This is a genomic window from Streptomyces albireticuli (assembly GCF_021228125.1).
GTDB classification, from domain to species: Bacteria; Actinomycetota; Actinomycetes; order Streptomycetales; family Streptomycetaceae; genus Streptomyces; species Streptomyces albireticuli.
This window is the reverse complement of sequence record NZ_JAJQQS010000008.1, coordinates 218,339-237,483: the sequence shown is the minus strand read 5'-3', so window position 1 is coordinate 237,483 and position 19,145 is coordinate 218,339. Positions and strand designations below refer to the sequence as shown.

17 protein-coding genes are annotated in these 19,145 nt (G+C 71.5%); 4 read left to right on the top strand and 13 right to left on the bottom strand.

All coding sequences use genetic code 11. The features are described 5' to 3' along the window. The first annotated feature begins 96 nt into the window (after positions 1–96). Positions 97–1,125 carry an FG-GAP-like repeat-containing protein gene (locus LUZ64_RS17310; protein ID WP_095581489.1) on the top strand — a complete coding sequence of 343 codons (1,029 nt, stop codon included), beginning with the start codon at positions 97–99 and terminating at the stop codon, positions 1,123–1,125. Between the two features lie 105 nt (positions 1,126–1,230). On the opposite strand, the gene LUZ64_RS17305 is transcribed toward LUZ64_RS17310, so the two are convergent. The 3 genes from LUZ64_RS17305 to LUZ64_RS17295 all read right to left on the bottom strand — a co-directional run bounded on the left by LUZ64_RS17305 (position 1,231) and on the right by LUZ64_RS17295 (position 3,189). Continuing rightward, complete coding sequence (locus LUZ64_RS17305) at positions 1,231–2,475, bottom strand: hypothetical protein (protein ID WP_107426621.1); 1,245 nt, start codon at positions 2,473–2,475, stop codon at positions 1,231–1,233. 73 nt (positions 2,476–2,548) lie between these two features. Continuing rightward, positions 2,549–2,893: a hypothetical protein gene (locus LUZ64_RS17300; RefSeq protein ID WP_095581490.1), complete on the bottom strand. Its 345-nt coding sequence runs from the start codon at positions 2,891–2,893 to the stop codon at positions 2,549–2,551. Positions 2,894–2,919: 26 nt separating this feature from the next. Then, the gene (locus tag LUZ64_RS17295; RefSeq protein ID WP_095581491.1) at positions 2,920–3,189 is read right to left on the bottom strand and encodes a hypothetical protein; all 270 of its coding nucleotides are present in this window, start codon (positions 3,187–3,189) and stop codon (positions 2,920–2,922) included. 320 nt (positions 3,190–3,509) lie between these two features. Here LUZ64_RS17295 and LUZ64_RS17290 point away from each other — a divergent pair, with 320 nt between their 5' ends. Then, positions 3,510–3,983: a hypothetical protein gene (locus LUZ64_RS17290; protein WP_095581492.1), complete on the top strand. Its 474-nt coding sequence runs from the start codon at positions 3,510–3,512 to the stop codon at positions 3,981–3,983. Positions 3,984–4,062: 79 nt separating this feature from the next. Here LUZ64_RS17290 and acnA read toward each other — a convergent pair whose 3' ends face one another. Further along, positions 4,063–6,777 carry an aconitate hydratase AcnA gene (gene acnA / locus LUZ64_RS17285; RefSeq protein ID WP_095581493.1) on the bottom strand — a complete coding sequence of 905 codons (2,715 nt, stop codon included), beginning with the start codon at positions 6,775–6,777 and terminating at the stop codon, positions 4,063–4,065. 387 nt (positions 6,778–7,164) lie between these two features. Then, positions 7,165–8,061, bottom strand: a complete 897-nt coding sequence (locus tag LUZ64_RS17280) for an alpha/beta fold hydrolase (RefSeq protein WP_095581494.1) — start codon at positions 8,059–8,061, stop codon at positions 7,165–7,167. 236 nt (positions 8,062–8,297) lie between these two features. Here LUZ64_RS17280 and LUZ64_RS17275 point away from each other — a divergent pair, with 236 nt between their 5' ends. Beyond that, complete coding sequence (locus tag LUZ64_RS17275) at positions 8,298–8,855, top strand: Uma2 family endonuclease (RefSeq protein WP_095581495.1); 558 nt, start codon at positions 8,298–8,300, stop codon at positions 8,853–8,855. Positions 8,856–8,872: 17 nt separating this feature from the next. Here LUZ64_RS17275 and LUZ64_RS17270 read toward each other — a convergent pair whose 3' ends face one another. Beyond that, positions 8,873–9,235 carry a GntR family transcriptional regulator gene (locus LUZ64_RS17270; protein WP_095581496.1) on the bottom strand — a complete coding sequence of 121 codons (363 nt, stop codon included), beginning with the start codon at positions 9,233–9,235 and terminating at the stop codon, positions 8,873–8,875. Between the two features lie 4 nt (positions 9,236–9,239). After that, positions 9,240–9,605: a hypothetical protein gene (locus tag LUZ64_RS17265; RefSeq protein WP_143593134.1), complete on the bottom strand. Its 366-nt coding sequence runs from the start codon at positions 9,603–9,605 to the stop codon at positions 9,240–9,242. A 273-nt stretch (positions 9,606–9,878) separates the two neighbouring features. Between LUZ64_RS17265 and LUZ64_RS17260 the strand changes: the two genes are divergently transcribed. Beyond that, positions 9,879–11,408, top strand: a complete 1,530-nt coding sequence (locus tag LUZ64_RS17260; protein WP_095581498.1) for a helix-turn-helix domain-containing protein — start codon at positions 9,879–9,881, stop codon at positions 11,406–11,408. Between the two features lie 74 nt (positions 11,409–11,482). On the opposite strand, the gene LUZ64_RS17255 is transcribed toward LUZ64_RS17260, so the two are convergent. From LUZ64_RS17255 to LUZ64_RS17230, 6 genes are read right to left on the bottom strand one after another with little or no spacing between them, the layout of a single operon-like run. Then, a complete protein-coding gene (locus LUZ64_RS17255) occupies positions 11,483–12,238 on the bottom strand; it encodes a DsbA family oxidoreductase (protein WP_095581499.1) in 756 nt (251 codons plus the stop codon). Next, positions 12,235–16,035: a multicopper oxidase domain-containing protein gene (locus LUZ64_RS17250; protein ID WP_095581500.1), complete on the bottom strand. Its 3,801-nt coding sequence runs from the start codon at positions 16,033–16,035 to the stop codon at positions 12,235–12,237. Before LUZ64_RS17250 ends, LUZ64_RS17255 begins: the two co-directional genes overlap by 4 nt. A 42-nt stretch (positions 16,036–16,077) precedes the next feature. Beyond that, positions 16,078–17,163: an L-histidine N(alpha)-methyltransferase gene (locus LUZ64_RS17245; RefSeq protein ID WP_095581501.1), complete on the bottom strand. Its 1,086-nt coding sequence runs from the start codon at positions 17,161–17,163 to the stop codon at positions 16,078–16,080. Then, positions 17,160–17,450: a Rieske (2Fe-2S) protein gene (locus LUZ64_RS17240; RefSeq protein ID WP_095581502.1), complete on the bottom strand. Its 291-nt coding sequence runs from the start codon at positions 17,448–17,450 to the stop codon at positions 17,160–17,162. Before LUZ64_RS17240 ends, LUZ64_RS17245 begins: the two co-directional genes overlap by 4 nt. Further along, entirely contained in the window at positions 17,447–18,310 is an 864-nt protein-coding gene (locus tag LUZ64_RS17235) for an iron-containing redox enzyme family protein (protein ID WP_232389820.1), read from the bottom strand. Before LUZ64_RS17235 ends, LUZ64_RS17240 begins: the two co-directional genes overlap by 4 nt. Beyond that, on the bottom strand, positions 18,307–19,083 hold the full coding sequence (locus LUZ64_RS17230) for a dihydrodipicolinate synthase family protein (RefSeq protein WP_232389821.1): 777 nt from the start codon (positions 19,081–19,083) through the stop codon (positions 18,307–18,309). Before LUZ64_RS17230 ends, LUZ64_RS17235 begins: the two co-directional genes overlap by 4 nt. Between the last annotated feature and the right edge of the window lie 62 nt (positions 19,084–19,145).

Here is a 19,145-nt window from a genome sequence, read left to right as displayed (position 1 = left end):
TTGACAGGTAAAGGAATTGTGAAACGATCAGGGTGATCCAGCGGCGCGCCCCGAACGGGCGCGCCGCTCTTCACTCCTGACCCACTGGAGACTTACGTGGCTCACTCTTCCGACCGTACGCGCGGCGTCGCCCTGCGCCGTCTCGCGACCGCGGCGATAGCCGCCGCCCTGGTCGGCACCACCGCCGGACAGGCCCTCGCCGACGGCCCCGCGCCCGTGAAGTCCGCGGCCGAGCGGGCGGCGAAGCTGGCCGGCGACACCTCCGGAAAGCACCGCTCCGAGGCCCTGCGCGGCGAGGCCAAGTCCGGCGACTACCCCAAGTCGGGCGCCACCGCCCCCAAGGCCCCGCGTCTCGCGGCCCCCCGCTCGGTCAAGGCCGACGGCCCGGCCGCCGAGGCCCCGTTCTTCCCGCTGAGCGCGGTCAACTCGAACGAGCTCTTCTTCTACTGGCCCGACGGCAAGGGCGGCATCACGCCCAAGGAGTACGTCACCGACGGCTGGGACAAGATCAACGCCGCGGCGCGGGTCGACCACGACCGCGACGGCCTCTCCGAGGCCCTGTACATCCGGGACCTCGACCAGAACATCATCTTCGCCACCGCCGACAAGGGCGCTGCCGTCGTCGCGGACGACTGGGGTCAGTACGACCAGTTCATGTCCCCCGGCAACCTGGGCGGCGGCAAGGAGTCCGACATCCTGGTCCGGGACCGCGAGGGCGTCCTGTGGCTGTACCTCGCCTACCCCGACGGCACCCTGACGGGCCGCAAGAAGGTCGGTCCGGGCTGGGGCCAGTTCACCGAGATCGCCGGTCGCGGCGACCTGACGGGTGACGGCAAGACCGACATCGTCGCCCGCGACAAGGACGGCGTGCTGTGGCTCTACAAGGGCACCGGCGACTACACCAAGCCGTTCGAGGCCAAGCAGCGCATCGGCGGCGGCTGGAACCAGTTCAACAAGCTGGCGGCCACCGGTGACGTCGACCTGGACGGCAAGGCCGACCTGATCGCCCGCGACAACGACGGCGCCCTGTGGCTCTACCGCGGCACGGGCAACGCCTCGCAGCCCTACGACTACAAGGTGAAGATCGGCAACTCCGGCTGGAACCAGTTCCGCCTGCTGTTCTGACGTTCTCGGCGTAACGTCACCGCACACGACGACCGTACGGCCCCCGGAGTCCGGGGGCCGTACGGTCGTCGGCTTTCTTCTCCCGCGCCTCGGCGTGGCGGAGGCTCATCCACGCCGTGCGCGCAGGGCCCGGCGGATCAGCGACCGCGCGGGCCGCCCGAGGACGAGCGCCAGTCCGGCGAGCGGCAGGGTGAGCAGCACGATCTGCACGCACGCCGAGAGCAGGCCGAGGACGGGGTAGCCGGACGCCCCCGCGTTGCCGACCAGCAGACTGATCGCCTGCCAGTCCGTACGGAGCAGCTGGGGCAGGTTGACGAGCACGATGCCGAGCTGGAGGACCAGCGCCGGGACCAGGAACAGGACCCAGGCCGCGACGACGATCTGCGGCCGCCGCTTGAGCGCCTTCAGCCGCTCGTCCCCGGGGCGCCGGAGGACGACCCGCTTGAGGATCGGTCCGATGTATTTGAACAGGTCGGGGATCCCGACCAGGTCGGCCACGATGTAGTAGCCGTCGAACCGCAGCGTGGGCAGGAGCTGCTGGAACATCTCCAGGTGGACGGAGAGGATCGCCACCAGCAGCAGCGGGCTGCCGGTCGCTCCGTAGAGGGCGAGGAGGCCCAGCACGAACAGGGCGTTGAAGTACACGCCGCCCAGGTCCGCGCGGATGCGCCCGCCGCGGCCCAGCCGGTACGAGTTGGTGATGTCGGTGTAGAAGGCGGGCCAGACCAGGTAGATGCCGCAGCCCATCTGCCCGGGCCGTACGCCCCCGTAGCGGCAGGCCGCGCCGTGGCCCATCTCGTGGAAGACGCACGACGCGACGGCCAGCGCGACGACCAGCAGCACGCCGGCGGGTGACGAGAGCACCGTACGCAGTGCCGCGCCGGTGTCCTGCGTCGCCCACAGCCATGCCTCCCCCGCCACGAAGGCGGCGAGCGCCCCGGCCACGAGCACCGGACGGAACAGCCAGGCGAAGAGGCCGGAGAGGAACCATGTGACGCGCTCCGGAACGACCGCCAGCCGGAACCGGAAGGCAAGGAACGGATCATTCCGCTTCATCGGCGGGGGCGGTGAGCCGTCGCTGTACGTCGTCAGGCCGAGCGGGGCGAGTTTCTTGTCGATGAGGAAGGCGACGTGCTCGGCGGCGAACTGCCGCCCCGTCTCGCTGCTGAGCCGCTCGGCCACCCGTGCCACGGACCGGCCGTCGAGCGCCCGCACGACCTGGTAGAGCAGGGCCGGGAGCCGGACGATCTGCCCGTCGGGGCGGCAGACCAGGTGGGGTGGTTCGCGGTAGCCGGAGTCCTCGAACTCGCCGACCAGTTCTGTGCCTGCCACCAGCGCGGGCAGTGTCATTCTGCGCTCTCCGTAGGGGGACGGGGTGCCGGGGAAGGGCCGGACGCGCCCGGCCCTTCCCCTCACGCGTACGTCAGTGGCTGGCGACGGCCGCCGGGACGCACTGGAGGCCCGTGGCCGGGTTCTGGGAGTGCAGGCTGAGCGAGCTCAGCAGGCCGGCGGGCTGCTGCCGGTCCACGGAGTGACAGGCCGACAGGATGGTGGTGCCGTGGTCGTGGGGGGCGGGGGCGTTCACGACGCCGCCGCCCGAGGCGGCCGAGCTGCTGCTGGAGCTGCCGGCGCCCGCCCCGGCGCCGCCGTCGCCCTCGCCGTAGGGGGCGTAGTTGAGCGGGGTGGCGACGACGCCCATGACGGTGCGCTCGGGCAGCACCTCGCCCGCGACGCCGTCGAGCTCCTCGAAGCTGATGATGTTGTCCATTCCGTTCCCCTTTGCTTGTGATGAGCTCAGTGACTGGAGATGGCCGCGGGAATGCACGTCGTCGTATGGCCGGGGTCCTGGGAGGCGAGTCCCAGGAAGACGAGGAGCGGAGGACTTCCCGCGTTCTGCCGGTATGTGCAGGCGTAGGCGACCGTCGTGCCGTGCTCGGTCTTCACCACCGCCGGGTACACCGACTGGTCGGCACCCGCCGGCACCACGCTCGACAGCACGAGCCGCGGAGGAAGCTCCTCGCCCGAAAGGCGTGCGAGCTCCTCGAAAGTGACGGCGGTTCCCATGTTTGTTGCTCCCTCCCTGGGGGACTGCGTCGTCCCGGCATCGCCCCCGCGGAAGGTTAACCAAGAGCGGAATGTCGGACACTTCGCCAATCCCCGGTTCACCCGGTCGAGTTCGGATTGCCCTCGCGAGGGGGCAGGGGCGAACGCGCGTCCCGTGGGCGAGGTGCCCTGAGTCAACTCACCTGAACGACGGGCCACTTCCCGCCTCGCTCAGCTTGGCGACTTCCGTCCCTTTCGACAGGCTCGCGAAACCTGTCAACGTGGACGTCGCACCGGCGGTAACCACCGCCGGGGGGAGCCCCAGCGAAAGGCAGGCGACGATGCCTCCGATCCCGGTCAAGCCCGGCCCCTACAAGTTCTACGCCCACATCATCGGGCCCCCGGCCCTGCTGACGGCTCGCGAGCACGCCATCGACCACGGCCTCCCGACCGTCACCGACCGGCCGCTGCCCCACCCGCTCGACACCCTCCACCAGGAGTGGACCATCGAGCCGCTCGAGAGGGGCCTGCCGGGCTCCCCGTACGTGATCTACCTCGGCGCGTACGCGGAGGAGGAGACCCAGAACCGGACCGGCCTCATCGTCGTCGACCACAAGGTCTACGCCAACACGGTCCCCCGTGACCAGCTGACGAAGTTCATCTTCGAGCCGGGTCTGGGCGGCCTCCAGATCGTCGACGACAAGGACCACCTCGCTCTGCGCGCCGGGCACCTGGGCCAGCAGATCGAAGCCGTCACGCCCAACAAGGCGGACCCGCACCAGGTCTGGACGCTGCACAGCCCGATCGGCCTGTAAGGCCCCGAACGCGGCAGGGCCGCACCCCGTACGAGACGGGGTGCGGCCCTGAACCGCTCGGCTGTGGCGCCGGAACCGCTTACTTGCGGATCAGCGAGCGCAGCACGTACTGCATGATGCCGCCGTTGCGGTAGTAGTCCGCCTCGCCGGGGGTGTCGATGCGGACGACCGCGTCGAACTCGACGCCGGTGTCCGTGGTGACCTTGACCGTGCGGGGCGTGCGGCCCTCGTTGAGCTCGGTCACACCGGTGAAGGTGAAGGTCTCCTCACCGGTCAGGCCCAGGGAGTCCGCCGAGGCGCCCTCGGGGAACTGCAGGGGCAGGACGCCCATGCCGATGAGGTTCGAGCGGTGGATGCGCTCGTACGACTCGGTGATGACGGCCTTGACGCCGAGGAGCGCGGTGCCCTTGGCGGCCCAGTCGCGGGACGAGCCGGAGCCGTACTCCTTGCCGCCCAGGATGACCAGCGGGACGCCCTGCTCGATGTAGTTGCGCGAGGCGTCGTAGATGAACGACACCGGCGCGTCGGCCTGGGTGAAGTCGCGGGTGAAGCCGCCCTCCGTGCCCGGCGCGAGCTGGTTGCGCAGGCGGATGTTGGCGAACGTACCGCGGATCATGACCTCGTGGTTGCCGCGGCGGGAGCCGTAGCTGTTGAAGTCACGACGCTCGACACCGTGCTCGGTGAGGTACTTGCCGGCCGGGGTGTCGGCCTTGATGGCACCGGCCGGGGAGATGTGGTCGGTGGTGACCGAGTCGCCCAGCTTGGCCAGCACGCGGGCACCGGTGATGTCGGAGACCGGGGTGGTCTCCATCGTCATGCCCTCGAAGTACGGGGGCTTCCGGACGTAGGTGGACTCGGTGTCCCACTCGAAGGTGTTGCCGGTCGGGATCGAGAGCGCCTGCCACTGGGCGTCGCCCGCGAAGACGTCCTCGTAGGACTTGTTGAACATGTCCTCGCCGATGGCGTTGGCCACGACGTCGTTGACCTCGGCCTCGGAGGGCCAGATGTCCTTGAGGAAGACCGGGTTGCCCTCGGTGTCGGTGCCCAGGGCGTCCTTGGTGATGTCCACCTTCATGGAGCCCGCGATGGCGTACGCGACGACCAGCGGCGGGGAGGCCAGGTAGTTCATCTTGACGTCGGGGTTGATGCGACCCTCGAAGTTGCGGTTGCCCGACAGGACGGACGTGACCGCGAGGTCGTGCTCGTTGACGGCCTTGGAGACCTCCTCCGGCAGCGGGCCGGAGTTGCCGATGCAGGTGGTGCAGCCGTAGCCGACGAGGTTGAAGCCGACCTTGTCGAGGTAGGGGGTCAGACCCGCCTTGTCGAAGTAGTCGGTGACGACCTTGGAGCCCGGGGCGAGCGTGGTCTTGACCCACGGCTTGCGGGTCAGGCCCTTCTCGACCGCCTTCTTGGCCACGAGCGCCGCGGCGACCATGACGTAGGGGTTCGAGGTGTTGGTGCAGGAGGTGATCGCGGCGACGGTGACGGCGCCGTGGTCGATCTCGTACGTCGTGCCGTCGGGGGCCGTGACCGTGGTCGGGCGGGACGGGACGCCGTTGGTGGCGGCCGGGGCGTCGGAGGCCGGGAAGGACTCCTTGCCCGCCTCGTCGGCGTCGTCGACGTAGTTCAGGACGTCCACGGCGAACTGCTGGGCGGCGTTGGCCAGGACGATGCGGTCCTGCGGGCGCTTCGGGCCGGCGATCGACGGGACGACCGTCGAGAGGTCCAGCTCGAGCTTCTCGGAGAAGTCCGGCTCGGCGGCCGGGTCCAGCCAGAGGCCCTGCTCCTTGGCGTACGCCTCGACGAGCGCGACCTGCTGCTCGGAGCGGCCGGTGAGCTTCAGGTACTTCAGGGTCTCGCCGTCGATCGGGAAGATCGCGGCGGTGGAGCCGAACTCCGGCGACATGTTGCCGATGGTGGCGCGGTTGGCCAGCGAGGTGGCGGCGACGCCCTCACCGTAGAACTCGACGAACTTGCCGACGACGCCGTGCTTGCGCAGCATCTCGGTGATCGTGAGGACCAGGTCGGTGGCGGTGGTGCCGGCCGGGAGCTCACCGGTCAGCTTGAAGCCGACGACGCGCGGGATGAGCATGGAGACCGGCTGGCCGAGCATCGCGGCCTCGGCCTCGATGCCGCCGACGCCCCAGCCGAGCACGCCGAGGCCGTTGACCATGGTGGTGTGCGAGTCGGTGCCGACGAGGGTGTCGGGGTAGGCCTGGCCGTTGCGGACCATGACCGTGCGGGCCAGGTGCTCGATGTTCACCTGGTGGACGATGCCGGTGCCCGGGGGGACGACCTTGAACTCGTCGAAGGCGGTCTGGCCCCAGCGCAGGAACTGGTAGCGCTCCTTGTTGCGGCCGTACTCCAGCTCGACGTTCTGGCCGAAGGCGTCCTTGGTGCCGAACTTGTCGGCGATGACGGAGTGGTCGATGACCAGCTCGGCCGGGGCCAGCGGGTTGATCTTCGCCGGGTCGCCGCCGAGCTCCTTGACGGCCTCGCGCATGGTGGCGAGGTCGACGACGCAGGGGACGCCGGTGAAGTCCTGCATGATCACGCGGGCCGGCGTGAACTGGATCTCCTGGCTGGGCTGGGCCTGCGAGTCCCAGCCGCCGATCGCGCGGATGTGGTCGGCGGTGATGTTCGCGCCGTCCTCCGTGCGGAGCAGGTTCTCCAGCAGCACCTTCAGGCTGTAGGGAAGGCGCGCGGCGCCCTCGACCTTGTCCAGCCGGAAGATCTCGTACGACTCGTCGCCCACCTGCAGCGTGCTACGGGCGTCGAAGCTGTTCGCCGACACGACAGTCTCCTTCATGCATGAATTCGCGTACTACGGCAATCCTGCCGTCACTCGATCGCGTCCATCCGCTAAGGTGTGCCTTAGTTAGGCATGCCTTACTGGCGCGACAGCGGTACGCCTCTCGTCAGATATCTCGATGTCGAGATAACTCTAGTACATGGCCGAGGAACGGTCATGCCCGGATGGGCCGCGATGACGCTCATCCGATCGCGACGTTTGATGAGGAAACCGGGCGTTTCGGTGCCCGTCGCCGCCCGGCCCGGCCGCTCCCGGGCCGGGCGGAGGTTCGACCGGGTGGGTGCACCCGGAAGCGTGCCGGCCGCGGGAGCGGAGCCGGGGCGCGGCGCACCACTGGCGGGACGCGGCGCGGAGTCGGGACGCGGGCGCTTACGCCGCGCTCGCCGCCTCGGCGGTGCGGACGAGCGCGGGTACCTCGCTGTTCAGCACGGACACCGGGAGGCCGTGCCCGGCGCCAGGGACGATCACACCGCGCGCGTGCGGCAGGCACCGGCGCGCCCTGGCCGCCGCGCGGGCGCAGTCGATGGCGCGGCTGTGCTCGCCCAGCACCAGCGTCGTGGGCACGGCGACCAAGCGCAGTTGCTCGTCCGTCATCTTCCTCGGCGGCAGCAGGCGCCAGCGGAAGCCTCCGCTCAGGGCTTCGAGGCCGACGCGGGTCTGCGCCGCCGCCACGTCGGGGGCCTCGCCGGTGTCGCCGATGAGGCGGCCGAACCAGCGGCGCCGGAAGTCGTCGGACTTCGTGACGGTCGCGACGACGGCGCCGAGCAGGAAGCGGGGCTTCACGGGGGACAGCGCCGCGACCGGTTCGACCAGGAGGAGGGAGGCGATCCGGGCGGGAGCCCGTACGGCCTGGTTGAGGGCGACCCAGGCGCCGTAGGAGTGCCCGACCAGGTGGACCCGGTCCGCGCCGAGCGCGGCGAGCACCTCCTCCAGCCAGGCCGCCATGGCCTCGGGCGTACGGATCGGGGCCGTCTGGACACTGCGCCCGGGTTCACCGACACGCTCCACCGCCACCACCGGATGCCCGTCGGCGGCGAACGCGGCGACGCAGGAGGCCCAGACGGCGGGTGTCGCGTTGGCCCCGCTCAGTAGGACGACGGGAGCGCCGTCGCCGGTCCCGTAACGGTGAATCCGGGTCGTGCCGAACCCGGTCTCGACGTCCCACTCCTCACGCGGCCCGGGCCAGAAGCCCATCGCGTGGTCGTACGCGGCGAGGAAGCGCTCGCGCGCCTCGTCGCCGGTGAAGCTGCTGATCTCGCTTCCCATGGGGAACACCCCTCCCACGGCCGGCCCCCCGGCCGACTCGGGGTGATCTTCCCAGGGCGATGGGGCGGGGCGGCGGGCGGGGCGGGTGGTGCCGTGACGGCGCACCGCTGGGGAACACACGAGGAACGTTCCCCAGTTCGAGTGAACGGCCTGTGGGCAGGTCCGCAGTGAGCAGTGATTGCAGTAGAAACGAGGCAGTCGTCATGCTGCTGTCACGATGTCCTCGGGAGGACCGAATGAGCGCACAGCCCCACATGTACGCGGCCGACGACCCCGAAACCGCGCTGAAGTATGCGATCCAGCACATCCGGGGGGACAACCGGGCGCAGATCGTGGAGGGGGTCATCGAACAAACCGTGCCGACATGGGACCACGAAAACGCAGCGGACCTGATTCGTGAACAGATCGGGCCCGCACTACGCAAACTCGGCTGCAGGGCCGGCTCGGGGAATCTCGACCTACCGGGCAGCCCCAACTGGTACGTCCCGGACCTCGCGGTAGTGCCTCAGGAGCTCGCAAAAGGCGGAGACGCTCTGGTCCCCGACCAGACCTTGCTCGTCGTCGAAGTCACCTCCGACTCCAACGGGGACACGGACAGGATCACGAAGCGCCGCCGGTACGCCGATTACGGGGCGCCCCTCTACCTGCTGGTCGACCGCCAGGACAAGACCTGCACCCTCTTCGCCGAGCCGGGCGAGCTCGGTTACACGAAGTCGGACGGACCCCACCCGTTCGGCACTCCCATCCACCTCCCCGAGCCCTTCGACCTCGACCTGGACACGTCGGAGTTCTGACCCGGCACTCCTGCGGATCAGCGGTCCGCCAGCCCCGTCCGCACGAGGGCGACCACCTGTTCGTCCGAGAGGCCGAGGGCGCGGGCATCGGTGATCAGGCGGCGGACGCCGTCCATGAGGCGGGCACGGTCGGGGGCGGTGGCGCCGGCCGTCACCACCGCGCCGCGGCCCCGGCGCAGTTCGATGAGGCCCTCCTCGCGAAGCCGCTGGTAGCCGCGGAGCACCGTGTGGACGTTGACGGCGAGCGAGTCGGCGAGGGCGCGGGCGGCGGGCAGGCGCTCGCCGGGGCTGACGGAGCCGTCGGCGATGGCGCCGCGTACGGCGGCGGCGATCTGGTCGCCGAGGGGCAGCGGCGAGGCGGGGTCGAGGCGGAGCAGCACGGGGTCAGCCTCCCTGGCCGGTGGGATCGTTCTCACGGTGGTCCGCGCGGACGGCGGCGTGGTCGCGGGCGACCGGCGCGTCGAGCGGCGCGGCGGCGGCCGAGTCGTCGGCCGTGACGGCGGATTCGCCGCCGGCGGTCCGGTGCGCGACGCGCGCCTCCCCGGAGCGCGGGACGAGCCCGCCGCGTCCGGGGCGCACAGAGTAGCCGCAGCGGCCGGAGTCCGCGATGTCGAGGAGGCCGGGCACCCCGTGGGCGAGGAGGATCAGGGGGCGCGCCGTGCGGGCCTTCGCTCCGGCGCGCCCGGCGCCGAACGCGCCGACGCACACGGCGAGCGCGGCGCCCGGTGGCAGCAGGAGTGTGGCCGCCACGTACGGAAGCGCGGCCGGGCTCGTGCACTCGTCGGCGCGCCCCGCGGTGCCGGAGTGTGTGGCCACAGGGTCCGGCGGCCGGCCGCGCGGGGAGCCGGACACGGCGCGGGAAGCCGCGGGAAAGGCCAGGTGGGGCGCCGGAACCACGACGCCGCGGCGTCGGCCGGGCGGGGAATGTGCGGGCACGTTCACCATGACCTCCAAGTTGTTCGCATAGTAGTAGAACAACTCCCTACGAGGAAGTAATCTCATATCTGAGATACCGTCTGACCCATGACAGACGCCTACCTCGCCCGAATCGGCAAGCTCATCCGCGATGCGCGACAGCACCGTGGTTGGACTCAGTCGCAGCTGGCGGACGCCCTCGGCACCAGCCAGAGCGCCGTCAATCGCATCGAGCGCGGAAATCAGAACATCAGCCTTGATATGATCGCCCGCATCGGTGAGGCGCTGGACAGCGAGATCGTCTCCCTGGGTTACGCCGGGCCCATGCATCTGCGCGTGGTCGGCGGCCGCCGGCTCTCCGGCTCCATCGACGTCAAGACGAGCAAGAACGCCTGCGTGGCGCTGCTCTGCGCGACGCTCCTCAACGCCGGCCGGACGACCCTGCGCCGGGTCGCCCGGATCGAGGAGGTCTACCGGATCCTGGAGGTCCTGGGCAGCATCGGCGTCAAGGCCCGCTGGATCAACGACGGCAACGACCTCGAGATCGTCCCGCCCGCCGAGCTGGACCTCGCCGCGATGGACACCGAGGCCGCCCGCCGCACCCGCAGTGTGATCATGTTCCTGGGTCCGCTGCTGCACCGGATGGACCACTTCAAGATCCCGTACGCGGGCGGCTGCGACCTCGGCACCCGGACCGTGCAGCCGCACATGACGGCCCTGCGCCACTTCGGCCTGGAGGTCACGGCCACGGACGGCACGTACCACGCCCAGGTCGACCGTTCGGTCGCACCCACGCGGGCGATCGTCCTGACCGAGCGCGGCGACACCGTCACCGAGAACGCCCTCCTCGCGGCGGCCCGCCACGCCGGCGTCACCGTCATCCGCAACGCGAGCTCCAACTACATGGTCCAGGACCTCTGCTTCTTCCTGGAGGAGCTGGGCGTCAAGGTCGAGGGCATCGGCACCACCACCCTGACCGTGCACGGCGTCGCCACCATCGACCGCGACGTGGACTACGCGCCGTCCGAGGACCCGGTGGAGGCCATGAGCCTGCTCGCCGCCGCCGTGGTCACCGAGTCCGAGCTGACGATCCGCCGGGTGCCGATCGAGTTCATGGAGATCGAGCTCGCCGTCCTGGAGGAGATGGGCCTCGACCACGAGCGCAGCCCCGAGTACCCGGCGGACAACGGCCGCACCCGCCTGCTGGACCTGACCGTCCGCCCCTCCAAGCTGCGCGCGCCGATCGACAAGATCCACCCGATGCCGTTCCCCGGCCTCAACATCGACAACGTCCCCTTCTTCGCGGCCATCGCCGCCTCCGCGCAGGGCCAGACCCTGATCCACGACTGGGTCTACGACAACCGCGCCATCTACCTCACCGACCTCAACCGCCTCGGCGCCGACGTCAAGCTCCTCGACCCCCACCGGGTCCTGGTCGAGGGCCCGACCCGCTGGCGCTCGGCCGAGATGATGTGCCCTCCGGCCCTGCGACCGGCCGTGGTCGTCCTCCTGGCGATGATGGCGGCGGAGGGCACGTCGGTGCTGCGCAACGTCTATGTGATCAACCGGGGTTACGAGGACCTGGCGGAGCGGCTCAACTCGATCGGCGCGCAGATCGAGATCTTCCGCGACATCTGAACGACCTCTGCCGCCGCACACCGCCCCGCCCGGCACCCGGCCGGCGGGAGGTGTGCGGCGGCAGAGGTTTCAGGTCACCGGCCGCCGGTCGCGGATTCGGCCAGTTTGGCCGCGTGGGTGAGGAGTTCTTCGTAGATCTCCGGGCGGTCGTCGTCGATGTACGGGTAGCCGACGCCGAAGTCGCCGCCGATCCAGTGGGCCGTGACGCCCGGGTTGGCGCTGTGGGTGCCGTCGCGGAGGAAGACGTGGGGGCTGCAGACGACTCGGTCGTCGCGGGCCGCCTCGTACTGCGCCATGACGGCCGCGCGGGCGGAGCCGGTGTCCAGGGCGGTGGCCAGGAGGCCCACGTCCACCGCGCCGGTGCCGCGCGCCACGTCGAGGATGACGTGGCGCAGCGAGACGCACCGGCCTTCGGCCCAGAAGGCGCGGCGCAGGGCCCGGTCGAGCTGTTCGCTCGCGGCCCAGCCCTGGGCCTTGGCGGCCTCGACGGCCTCCAGGGCCGGCAGCGTGGTGACGGGGTAGGTCCAGTCCGGGCCCTGCCACAGCCGCCAGCCCGCGTCGGGTTCGACGGCGCCCAGCACCGCGATCTCCGAGTCGACACCGGGGCGGGCGTTGACCTCGCGGTTGAAGAGCTCCAGCGGGAAGGCCCGTAAGTCGAACCAGATCCGCCCTTCGAGGCCGAGGCGGCGCCGGGTCTCGTGCAGCCGGTGGACGGCGACGTGGGCGAAGGAGCAGTTCAGATCGGTGAAGACGACGATCGTGTCGTCGCTGTCCGGCAGGCGCGGGTCATCGGGGGCCGTGTCGGTGGTGTCGAGGTGTGTGGTGCTCATGGTGTCTCCGATACTCGGATCAGACCCCACCAGCCCTCACTGACGCCCCAGTGCAGGTTGCCGGTGCGGTAGGCGTAGTCGCCGGGGTACTGGGCCCGGAGACGGATGGTGCGCGTGCTGCCCGTGGCCAGGGCGCCGATGGTTGACACGTACGTCCCCCGTCCGGTTTCGGACGCGTCCCACACCTGCCCGTGCACGGTAAAACATTGGTTGCGCATCCGGGAAGCCCCGATCGCCAGGTGGAGGGCCAGCCGGTCGCCCGGGCGGCAGCGCAGCAGTGGTGTGGGCGGCTCCGGGTCCGAGAGGGACGGAGTGAGCGGGTGCAGGGCGGCGGTGCGGTAGTTGTACGCCTTCTGTCCCATGTCGTCGGGGCTGTCGGAGAACAGGTCGGTCACCGGCTGGGTGAGGTCGCCGTCGTGGTAGAGGCGCAGTCCGTCCTGGGCGACGAGGACGAGTTCGCGCACCGCCTCCGCGTCGGGCCTGCGGACGACGGACTGTTCGCCGGTCCAGCGCTCGCGCCCGGTGACCGGGTCGAAGGGGGTGGCGTCCGACTCCTCCACCACCAGGGCGCCGACCAGGCCGCGCCGCATATGGCTGACGACGTCGGCCTGGTCGCGCAGCAGGACGACGCCGGGCTCGTCGGCGTACCAGCGGTAGGTACGGGCCCCGCCCGGCTTGACGGTGCCGTCCTCGTTGCGGCCGACGTGGGCGCCGTCGTGGTGGCGCACGTCGTAGCGCAGCAGGGTGGGGTGGAGGGAGACCCGGCCCGAGACGGTGCGGGTGCCGGGGTCCTCCTCGTTCATGACGGCGGGGTCGAGGGGGCTGGCCGGTGGCGGTCCGTCGAGCTCGTTGATCAGGGTGACCTCGACCCACTCCCCCGCGCGGCAGCGCAGCACCAGGGGACCGGCGTCGTCCGGGGCGCCGTCCACCGTGTACACGAGCCCGTAGGGATCGGTGCGCCGGTCGTTGTAGGCGATGACGCGGGAACGCGCCCGTACGGTGTACCGGCGCACGGCGCGGCGGGGCGGCAGCGGGTCCCGGCCGAAGAGGGCTCCCGGCAGGGCGGGCAGGTCGCGCTGCGGCCGGTCGTGCAGGCGGAGCAGGCCCCAGCAGCCCAGCCAGAGGTCGTTGGTCGCGCCGAAGGCCCACAGGTGGTCGCCTGGGCCGGTCCGGCGGTCGAGCCGCAGTTCGGCGACGTTGGAGATGCCGAAGGTCTGCTGGTCGCGCCAGGGCGTGTCGGGACGGCCGGCCCATTGGCGCCAGCGGCCGCCGTTCACGGTGAAGCTGTGCTGGAGGTCGTGCGAGCCCTGCAGGACGTGCAGGCGTACGTCCTCGCCGGGGTACGCGCGCAGCAGCGGGGTGCCGGGGTCGCCGTGGACATCGCTCGCGAACCAGTCGGCGGGGTCGCCGCCGCGCTCCGACAGCGGTTCACAGCGGTAGTTGACGCCCATCACGCCCTGGTCGTCCGGGGCTCCGGGGCGGGGCGGCGGGTTGATGGGCCCGCTGCCGTGGTCACCCTCATGGCCACCGGCCGCGACGGCGGAGGCCGTCGCGTGCCGCACCATCGGGACGAAGTCGCCGACGGCGAGCACGGCCTCGCGGTAGGCGGTGCCGTCGGCGCGCTCGACGACGGCCCGGGTGCCGCGGCGCAGCGGGGTGCCGCGGTCGTGGGGCGAGAACCAGGTGGCGTCCGCGGGCTCGGCGATGAGGGCGCCGAAGAGGCCGTGCCGCTGCCGGTAGTTGGCGAGCAGGTGGTCGTGGAAGAGGACGGTGCCGAACTCCTGGTCGACGTACCAGCGGTACGTCCAGGAGTTGTACCGGCCGAACGCGTCCTCGCCCTGGTCGGCCGTGGTGGTGGCGGAGATGTAGTTCCAGCCGATGGCCGAGCCGTCGGAGACGAGCGGGTCGTACTTCACGAGGTGTGTGTGCAGGCCGCATTCGGGCTGGAAGGGCAGCTCGTAGTCGAACGCGGACGCCGCCTGCTTTCCGGCCGGCAGGGCGTTGGTGAGGGTCATCTCCAGCACCTCGCCCTTGCGGGCGCGGATGACCAGCGGTTCCAGGGTGCGCTCGCCCCGGGCGAGCTGTCCCTGGAAGGCGGCGAGCCCGCCGGCCTCCTCGGTCTCCTCGGCGAGTGCGTAGAACATGCCGCGGTGGTCGTGCCAGGTGGAGCTGTGCGGCTTCCTGGGGTCGCCGTGGTAGTACAAGGTGCCCGTGGCGGCGACGAGGTGGAAGCGGCGCACCGGGGCGCCGGGCGGGCCCACCTTGGTGAACGCCTCGCCCGGCTGCGGGTCCGGGCAGAAGGCCGCCGCCTCCAGGGCGGTGGGTTCGCGGCCCATGCCGGCGGGCTGGTGCGGGGTGCGGGGCGGCCGGGGGTTCTTCTGCGGGAACGTGGCGGTGTCGGCCAGGAACGCCGGGAAGCCGGGCCGTTCGGGTGTGGGCGCCGGGGGCGCCGTGCGGCGCGGCAGCGGTGCGAGGGCGGTGACGGGGGTGCCGTCGGGGTAGGTGCCCGAGCCGTCCTGGAGGGTGTCGAAGATGCGGAACATGCCCCACATGCCCATGTGGAAGTGGACGTACATGTGGCAGTGCCAGATCGAGTCGCCCACCGCGTGCTGCGTCGAGCCCAGCCCGCCGACGAGGTCGAGGGTCATGCCCTCCTGGGGGCTGATGCTGACGGAGTCCACGATCGGGGAGTCGGCGTCGGCCGGGTCGAGCCGCCACTGGTGGAGGTGGGTGTGGAAGACGTGGGTGTCCCGCATGCCGCCGTGTACGAGCCGGATCACGGCCGGGTCGCCCGCGTAGCCGCGGAAGACGGGGGTGGCCGGGTCGCCGAACAGCCAGGAGCTGTGGTGCAGTTCCTCGCCGGTCTGGGCGTCGCGGACGGGGTCGAGCACACCGTCGGCGAGCATCTTGTGGTACTGGTACATCCGCCATTCCATCGGCTCGATGCGCAGGTTGACCGGCAGCATGGCGTTGTTGGGCAGGGTCAGGTCGTCGAGCGTGTCGGACCCGGAGGCGTCCGGGGGCGACCCCGCCGGCACGGCGGCGCCGCCACGGGCCCCGGCGCCGTGGCCGCCGTGGCCGCCGCCCCCGCCGTGCGAACCGTGCGAGCCGTGCGCCGGGGGCGCGACGGGGTTGTCGTTGCTCGGGTACTCCATCATGAACACGACGTATTCGCGGAAGCTGCGGTCCGGCAGGTGGACGTCGGCTTCCAGGCCCGTCGCCAGGGGGTCGCCGGTCACCGGGTCGGTCCAGGTGGCCCCGGGGGCCTCGACGACGACCGCGCCGACGAGGCCGTGGCTCTGCGAGCCCTCGCCGCGCGGGTCCGCCATGTCACCGAAGTGGAAGACGCCCTCGTGCTCGCACAGCCACTCGTACTCGCGGGTCAGGCCGGGCGGGACGCTGCTGTCCGGGTTGGCGCCGACGGCCGCGCCGTCCGTCGTCCGGGCGTCGTAGCGCACGCCCTGGAGTGTGATGCCGACGGGCCGCGGCAGTTCGTTGGCGAGCCGGACCCGCAGCCGCTCGCCGCGGCGCACGCGCAGCACCAGGGGCCGCGCCTTGGGGTGCGGGGCCGGTACGCGCTCGGGTTCGCGGGTCCAGTCGGGGAACGGCTCGGGCCACGAAGAGGCGACCTCGCGCAGTTCCTCCGCGTCGGCGGCCAGGACGTAGAGGGCGCCGTTGCGGTCGTGGTCGCCGAATCCGTTGTAGGCGATGGGGACGTTGAGGGCGACGACGTCGTAGGCGCGTACGCGCGCTCTGTCCGCGTCGGTCCCGGCTGGAATGGTGCTCTCGGTATTCATTTCTCCCCCGTCGGACTGGTTCTGTTCAGTGGATCCGTGCGGTCACGGCCCGGTGCGCCGGACGGCCGTGCTCTGGGCGAAGCGGGCCACGGTCGCGCCCGCCGAGACGACGGCGCCCTCCCAGCGGTAGACCTGGCCGAAGGCGTGCCCGTTACCGGCTCCGTTACCGGCTCCGCCGCCGGGCCGGGAGCGGCTGAACGACACGGCGATCCGGTCGCCGCGGCGCAGCGGCACGGGCTCGGCGATCGGCAGGTAGCAGTGCTTCCAGCTGTCGGACGTGGTGCGGGAGCCGATGTCGTCGCCGGAGATGTCGAGGGCCACGGTGTCGGACAGCGTGGCGACGAAGTAGCCCTTGAAGCCGGTGAGCACACCGTCCCGGCGGGCGGTGTAGACGAGCGGCACCCGGTAGTCGGTGCGCTCCGCGCCGCCGGGAGCGGTGAGGTCGTACGTCCTGACGACCCGGGGAGCGGCCAGGTGGCAGCGGATCGGGACGATCACGTCGTAGTAGAGGTCGAAGGGGCTTTCGGCGCCCCGGCGCCGCAGCAGTCCGGCGAAGGCCGCCGGGCCGCCGGCGTCCTGCGGGCCCGGGCCGGTGAGCTGGGCCTGGGCCCGCTCGGCGGCGACGGGGACGAGGTAGCTCTCGATCTGCCGGGGCAGCATGGTGCCGCCGGGCCGCAGGAAGCGGCGGCGCGCGTCGTCGAGGATCGCGGCGGCGTTCTCGTTGTCCGCGAGGTTTCCCATGATCTCGGAGAGGACGACGTCGACCCGCTCGGGCAGGTCGAGGTCGAAGGAGAGCCCGCACAGCGGGTGGAACCGGTCTCCGTGGCCGGCGGCCTTCAGCCGGTCGACGGCGTCCGCCAGCACGCTCTCGTTGAGGTCGATGCCGTAGACCCGCGCGGCGCCGGCCTCCAGTGCCCAGCGGGCGAGGATGCCGGTGCCGGTGCCCAGGTCGAGCACGGTGGCGCCGGGCCTCACCGCCTCGGCGATCGCCGCGCGGTAGGCGTTCATGCGCAGGTCGTCGCCGAGCATGAGGGAGTGGAAGTCGTCGCCCCATTCCAGGAGCTGTTCGGAGGCCGGGAGCCACACCTGTTCGGGCTCGTACTCCGGCGCACCGGTGGTGATCGTCATCGTTCCGTTCGTCCCTTCCGCGGGGCGTCCTCGCCGTCCGCCGGTCCGTCGCTGTACACCGTGAGCGCCTCCGTGGTCGGCCCCGCGACCGGGCAGCCCGTGGTGAGGTCGAACGAGGAGCGGTGGAGGGGGCAGATGATGCGCAGGGTGCGCGTATTGACATAGCCGTGGACGAGGCGGCCCTTGCGGTGCGGGCAGGCGGCGTCGATCACGAACTCCCGCCCGGCGACGCGGACGCGCAGCCGCTCGCCGTCCGCGAGCTCCCGGAGCACGGCGTCGTCGCTCACACCGCCTCCCGGGCCCGCTCGACGGCGGTGTCGAAGGCCGTGCCGATCAGGTCGGACATCAGCAGGGCGCCGGTCCACAGCTTGGAGGGGTCCAGTCCGCGCGCGTCCTCGTACTCGCGGATGGCGATCTGCATCTCCTTCATATGGAAGGTGTCGATGTGCAGGTGCTCGGTGTAGTAGCGGTCGTGCGCGATGCCCAGCCGCTCGCACGCCCTGGCCTGGGTCCGGAAGGCGTGCGGGATGCTCGCCTCCAGGTAGGCCAGCGCGCCCAGGAAGTACTCCGTGTGCGGGGCGCGCTGGGTGAGCCAGTAGAAGGAGTTGAGGAAGGCGTACGTCTCGTCGGAGGTCGTGTCGAGGAAGTCCTCCGGCTCCTGCGGGAGGCCGAGTTCCGCCAGCAGGTCCAGGTAGAGCTTCGAGTGCGCCTGGCGGAGGTTGCCGCAGCCGAACTCGTCGATGAGGACCCGCATCACCGCCATCTGCGCCTTGAGCGGCAGTCGTGGGACGGCGGGGAAGAAGTTCTGCGCCTCGGTCAGTCCGTCCAGCGCGAACTCGCGCACCACGTACCGGAACTGCGCGTGGGTGGCCTCCTCCGCCAGGTAGCGTGCCGTCGCGGTTCCCTCGCGCTCCCCGGCCAGGAGTCCTTCGAGCTCCTCGACCCACCGGGCGCGCGAGGGGACGGCGGGTGTACGGGCGTCGAGCGCGTCGACACGGGCGACGATCCAGTCCCGCTCCAGCTCCTCGACGGCCGCCGCGACACGGGCGTTCTGCACCGACCTGTTGTGGACGAACAGCGTCTTCTGCGCGCTGTCCGCGGGCGTGTCCATGGGCGTGGTGAGGGGTGTGGGCATGGGCGTGGTCACGAGACTCCTCCCGTCCCGGTGGTCCGTTCGGTCGTCAGCACGCCGCGGCGGTACAGCTCGCTCTTGAGCGCGCGGTACCAGTCGGGCCGGTCCAGACCGTGCCGCTCGCAGGCGGCGGCGAGCGCCGCGGTGTGGTCCGACACCGGCCCGGTGTGCAGGGCCGCGCACAGCGCGGGCTCGACGTTGGCGAGCGCCGCCACATGGCCGGCCACCCCCTCGGTCTCCGGCAGCAGGTGTTCCAGGCCCTGGAGCACGGGCACCCCGGGGCGCGCCGCGACGAGCGCGCGGGTGGCCGCGGGGTCGCCGGCGGAGTCCTTGACGGCGACGACCGAGGGCAGGGCGCAGATCCTCCTCAGGGTGTCCGGTCGCAGGTCGTTTCCCGAGACCTCGCGCTCGTGGTAGACGACGACGGGCAGCCCGCCCTCCCCGCCGAGCGTCTCGTAGTGCCGGTACATCTCCTCCTGGGTGACGTCCGGTCCGTACGGGGTCGGGGCGACGACCGCGGTGACGCCCAGGCCGGCGGCGGTCCGCGCGCGGGCGACCGCCTCCTCGGTCGTGGGGCGCTGGATCCCGGCCAGCACCGGCAGGCCCTCGCGGCAGCGGACGGTGGCGGCGACCATGTCGTGCCACTGCCGGTCGGTCAGGGCCCAGCCCTCACCGGTGCTGAGGGCGGGCAGGAGGGCGTCGACGTACGGCCGTACGGTCGCGACCAGCCGGCCGACGTCCTCCACGGCCACGTCACCGGTGCCGGTGAGCGGTGTCACCAGTGCCACGGTGACCCCTGTGTATCCGCTCGGGTGCCCCATGGCTTTCCCCGCTTCCTCCCGGTGGCCGT

Bases quoted from the DNA above. Each gene is read 5' to 3' on its own strand.
- LUZ64_RS17305 (WP_107426621.1), bottom strand. From the start codon at position 2,475: ATGACACTGCCCGCGCTGGTGGCAGGCACAGAACTGGTCGGCGAGTTC.
- LUZ64_RS17300 (WP_095581490.1), bottom strand. From the start codon at position 2,893: ATGGACAACATCATCAGCTTCGAGGAGCTCGACGGCGTCGCGGGCGAG.
- LUZ64_RS17295 (WP_095581491.1), bottom strand. From the start codon at position 3,189: ATGGGAACCGCCGTCACTTTCGAGGAGCTCGCACGCCTTTCGGGCGAG.
- LUZ64_RS17290 (WP_095581492.1), top strand. From the start codon at position 3,510: ATGCCTCCGATCCCGGTCAAGCCCGGCCCCTACAAGTTCTACGCCCAC.
- LUZ64_RS17280 (WP_095581494.1), bottom strand. From the start codon at position 8,061: ATGGGAAGCGAGATCAGCAGCTTCACCGGCGACGAGGCGCGCGAGCGC.
- LUZ64_RS17275 (WP_095581495.1), top strand. From the start codon at position 8,298: ATGAGCGCACAGCCCCACATGTACGCGGCCGACGACCCCGAAACCGCG.
- LUZ64_RS17260 (WP_095581498.1), top strand. From the start codon at position 9,879: ATGACAGACGCCTACCTCGCCCGAATCGGCAAGCTCATCCGCGATGCG.
- LUZ64_RS17255 (WP_095581499.1), bottom strand. From the start codon at position 12,238: ATGAGCACCACACACCTCGACACCACCGACACGGCCCCCGATGACCCG.
- LUZ64_RS17250 (WP_095581500.1), bottom strand. From the start codon at position 16,035: ATGAATACCGAGAGCACCATTCCAGCCGGGACCGACGCGGACAGAGCG.
- LUZ64_RS17245 (WP_095581501.1), bottom strand. From the start codon at position 17,163: ATGACGATCACCACCGGTGCGCCGGAGTACGAGCCCGAACAGGTGTGG.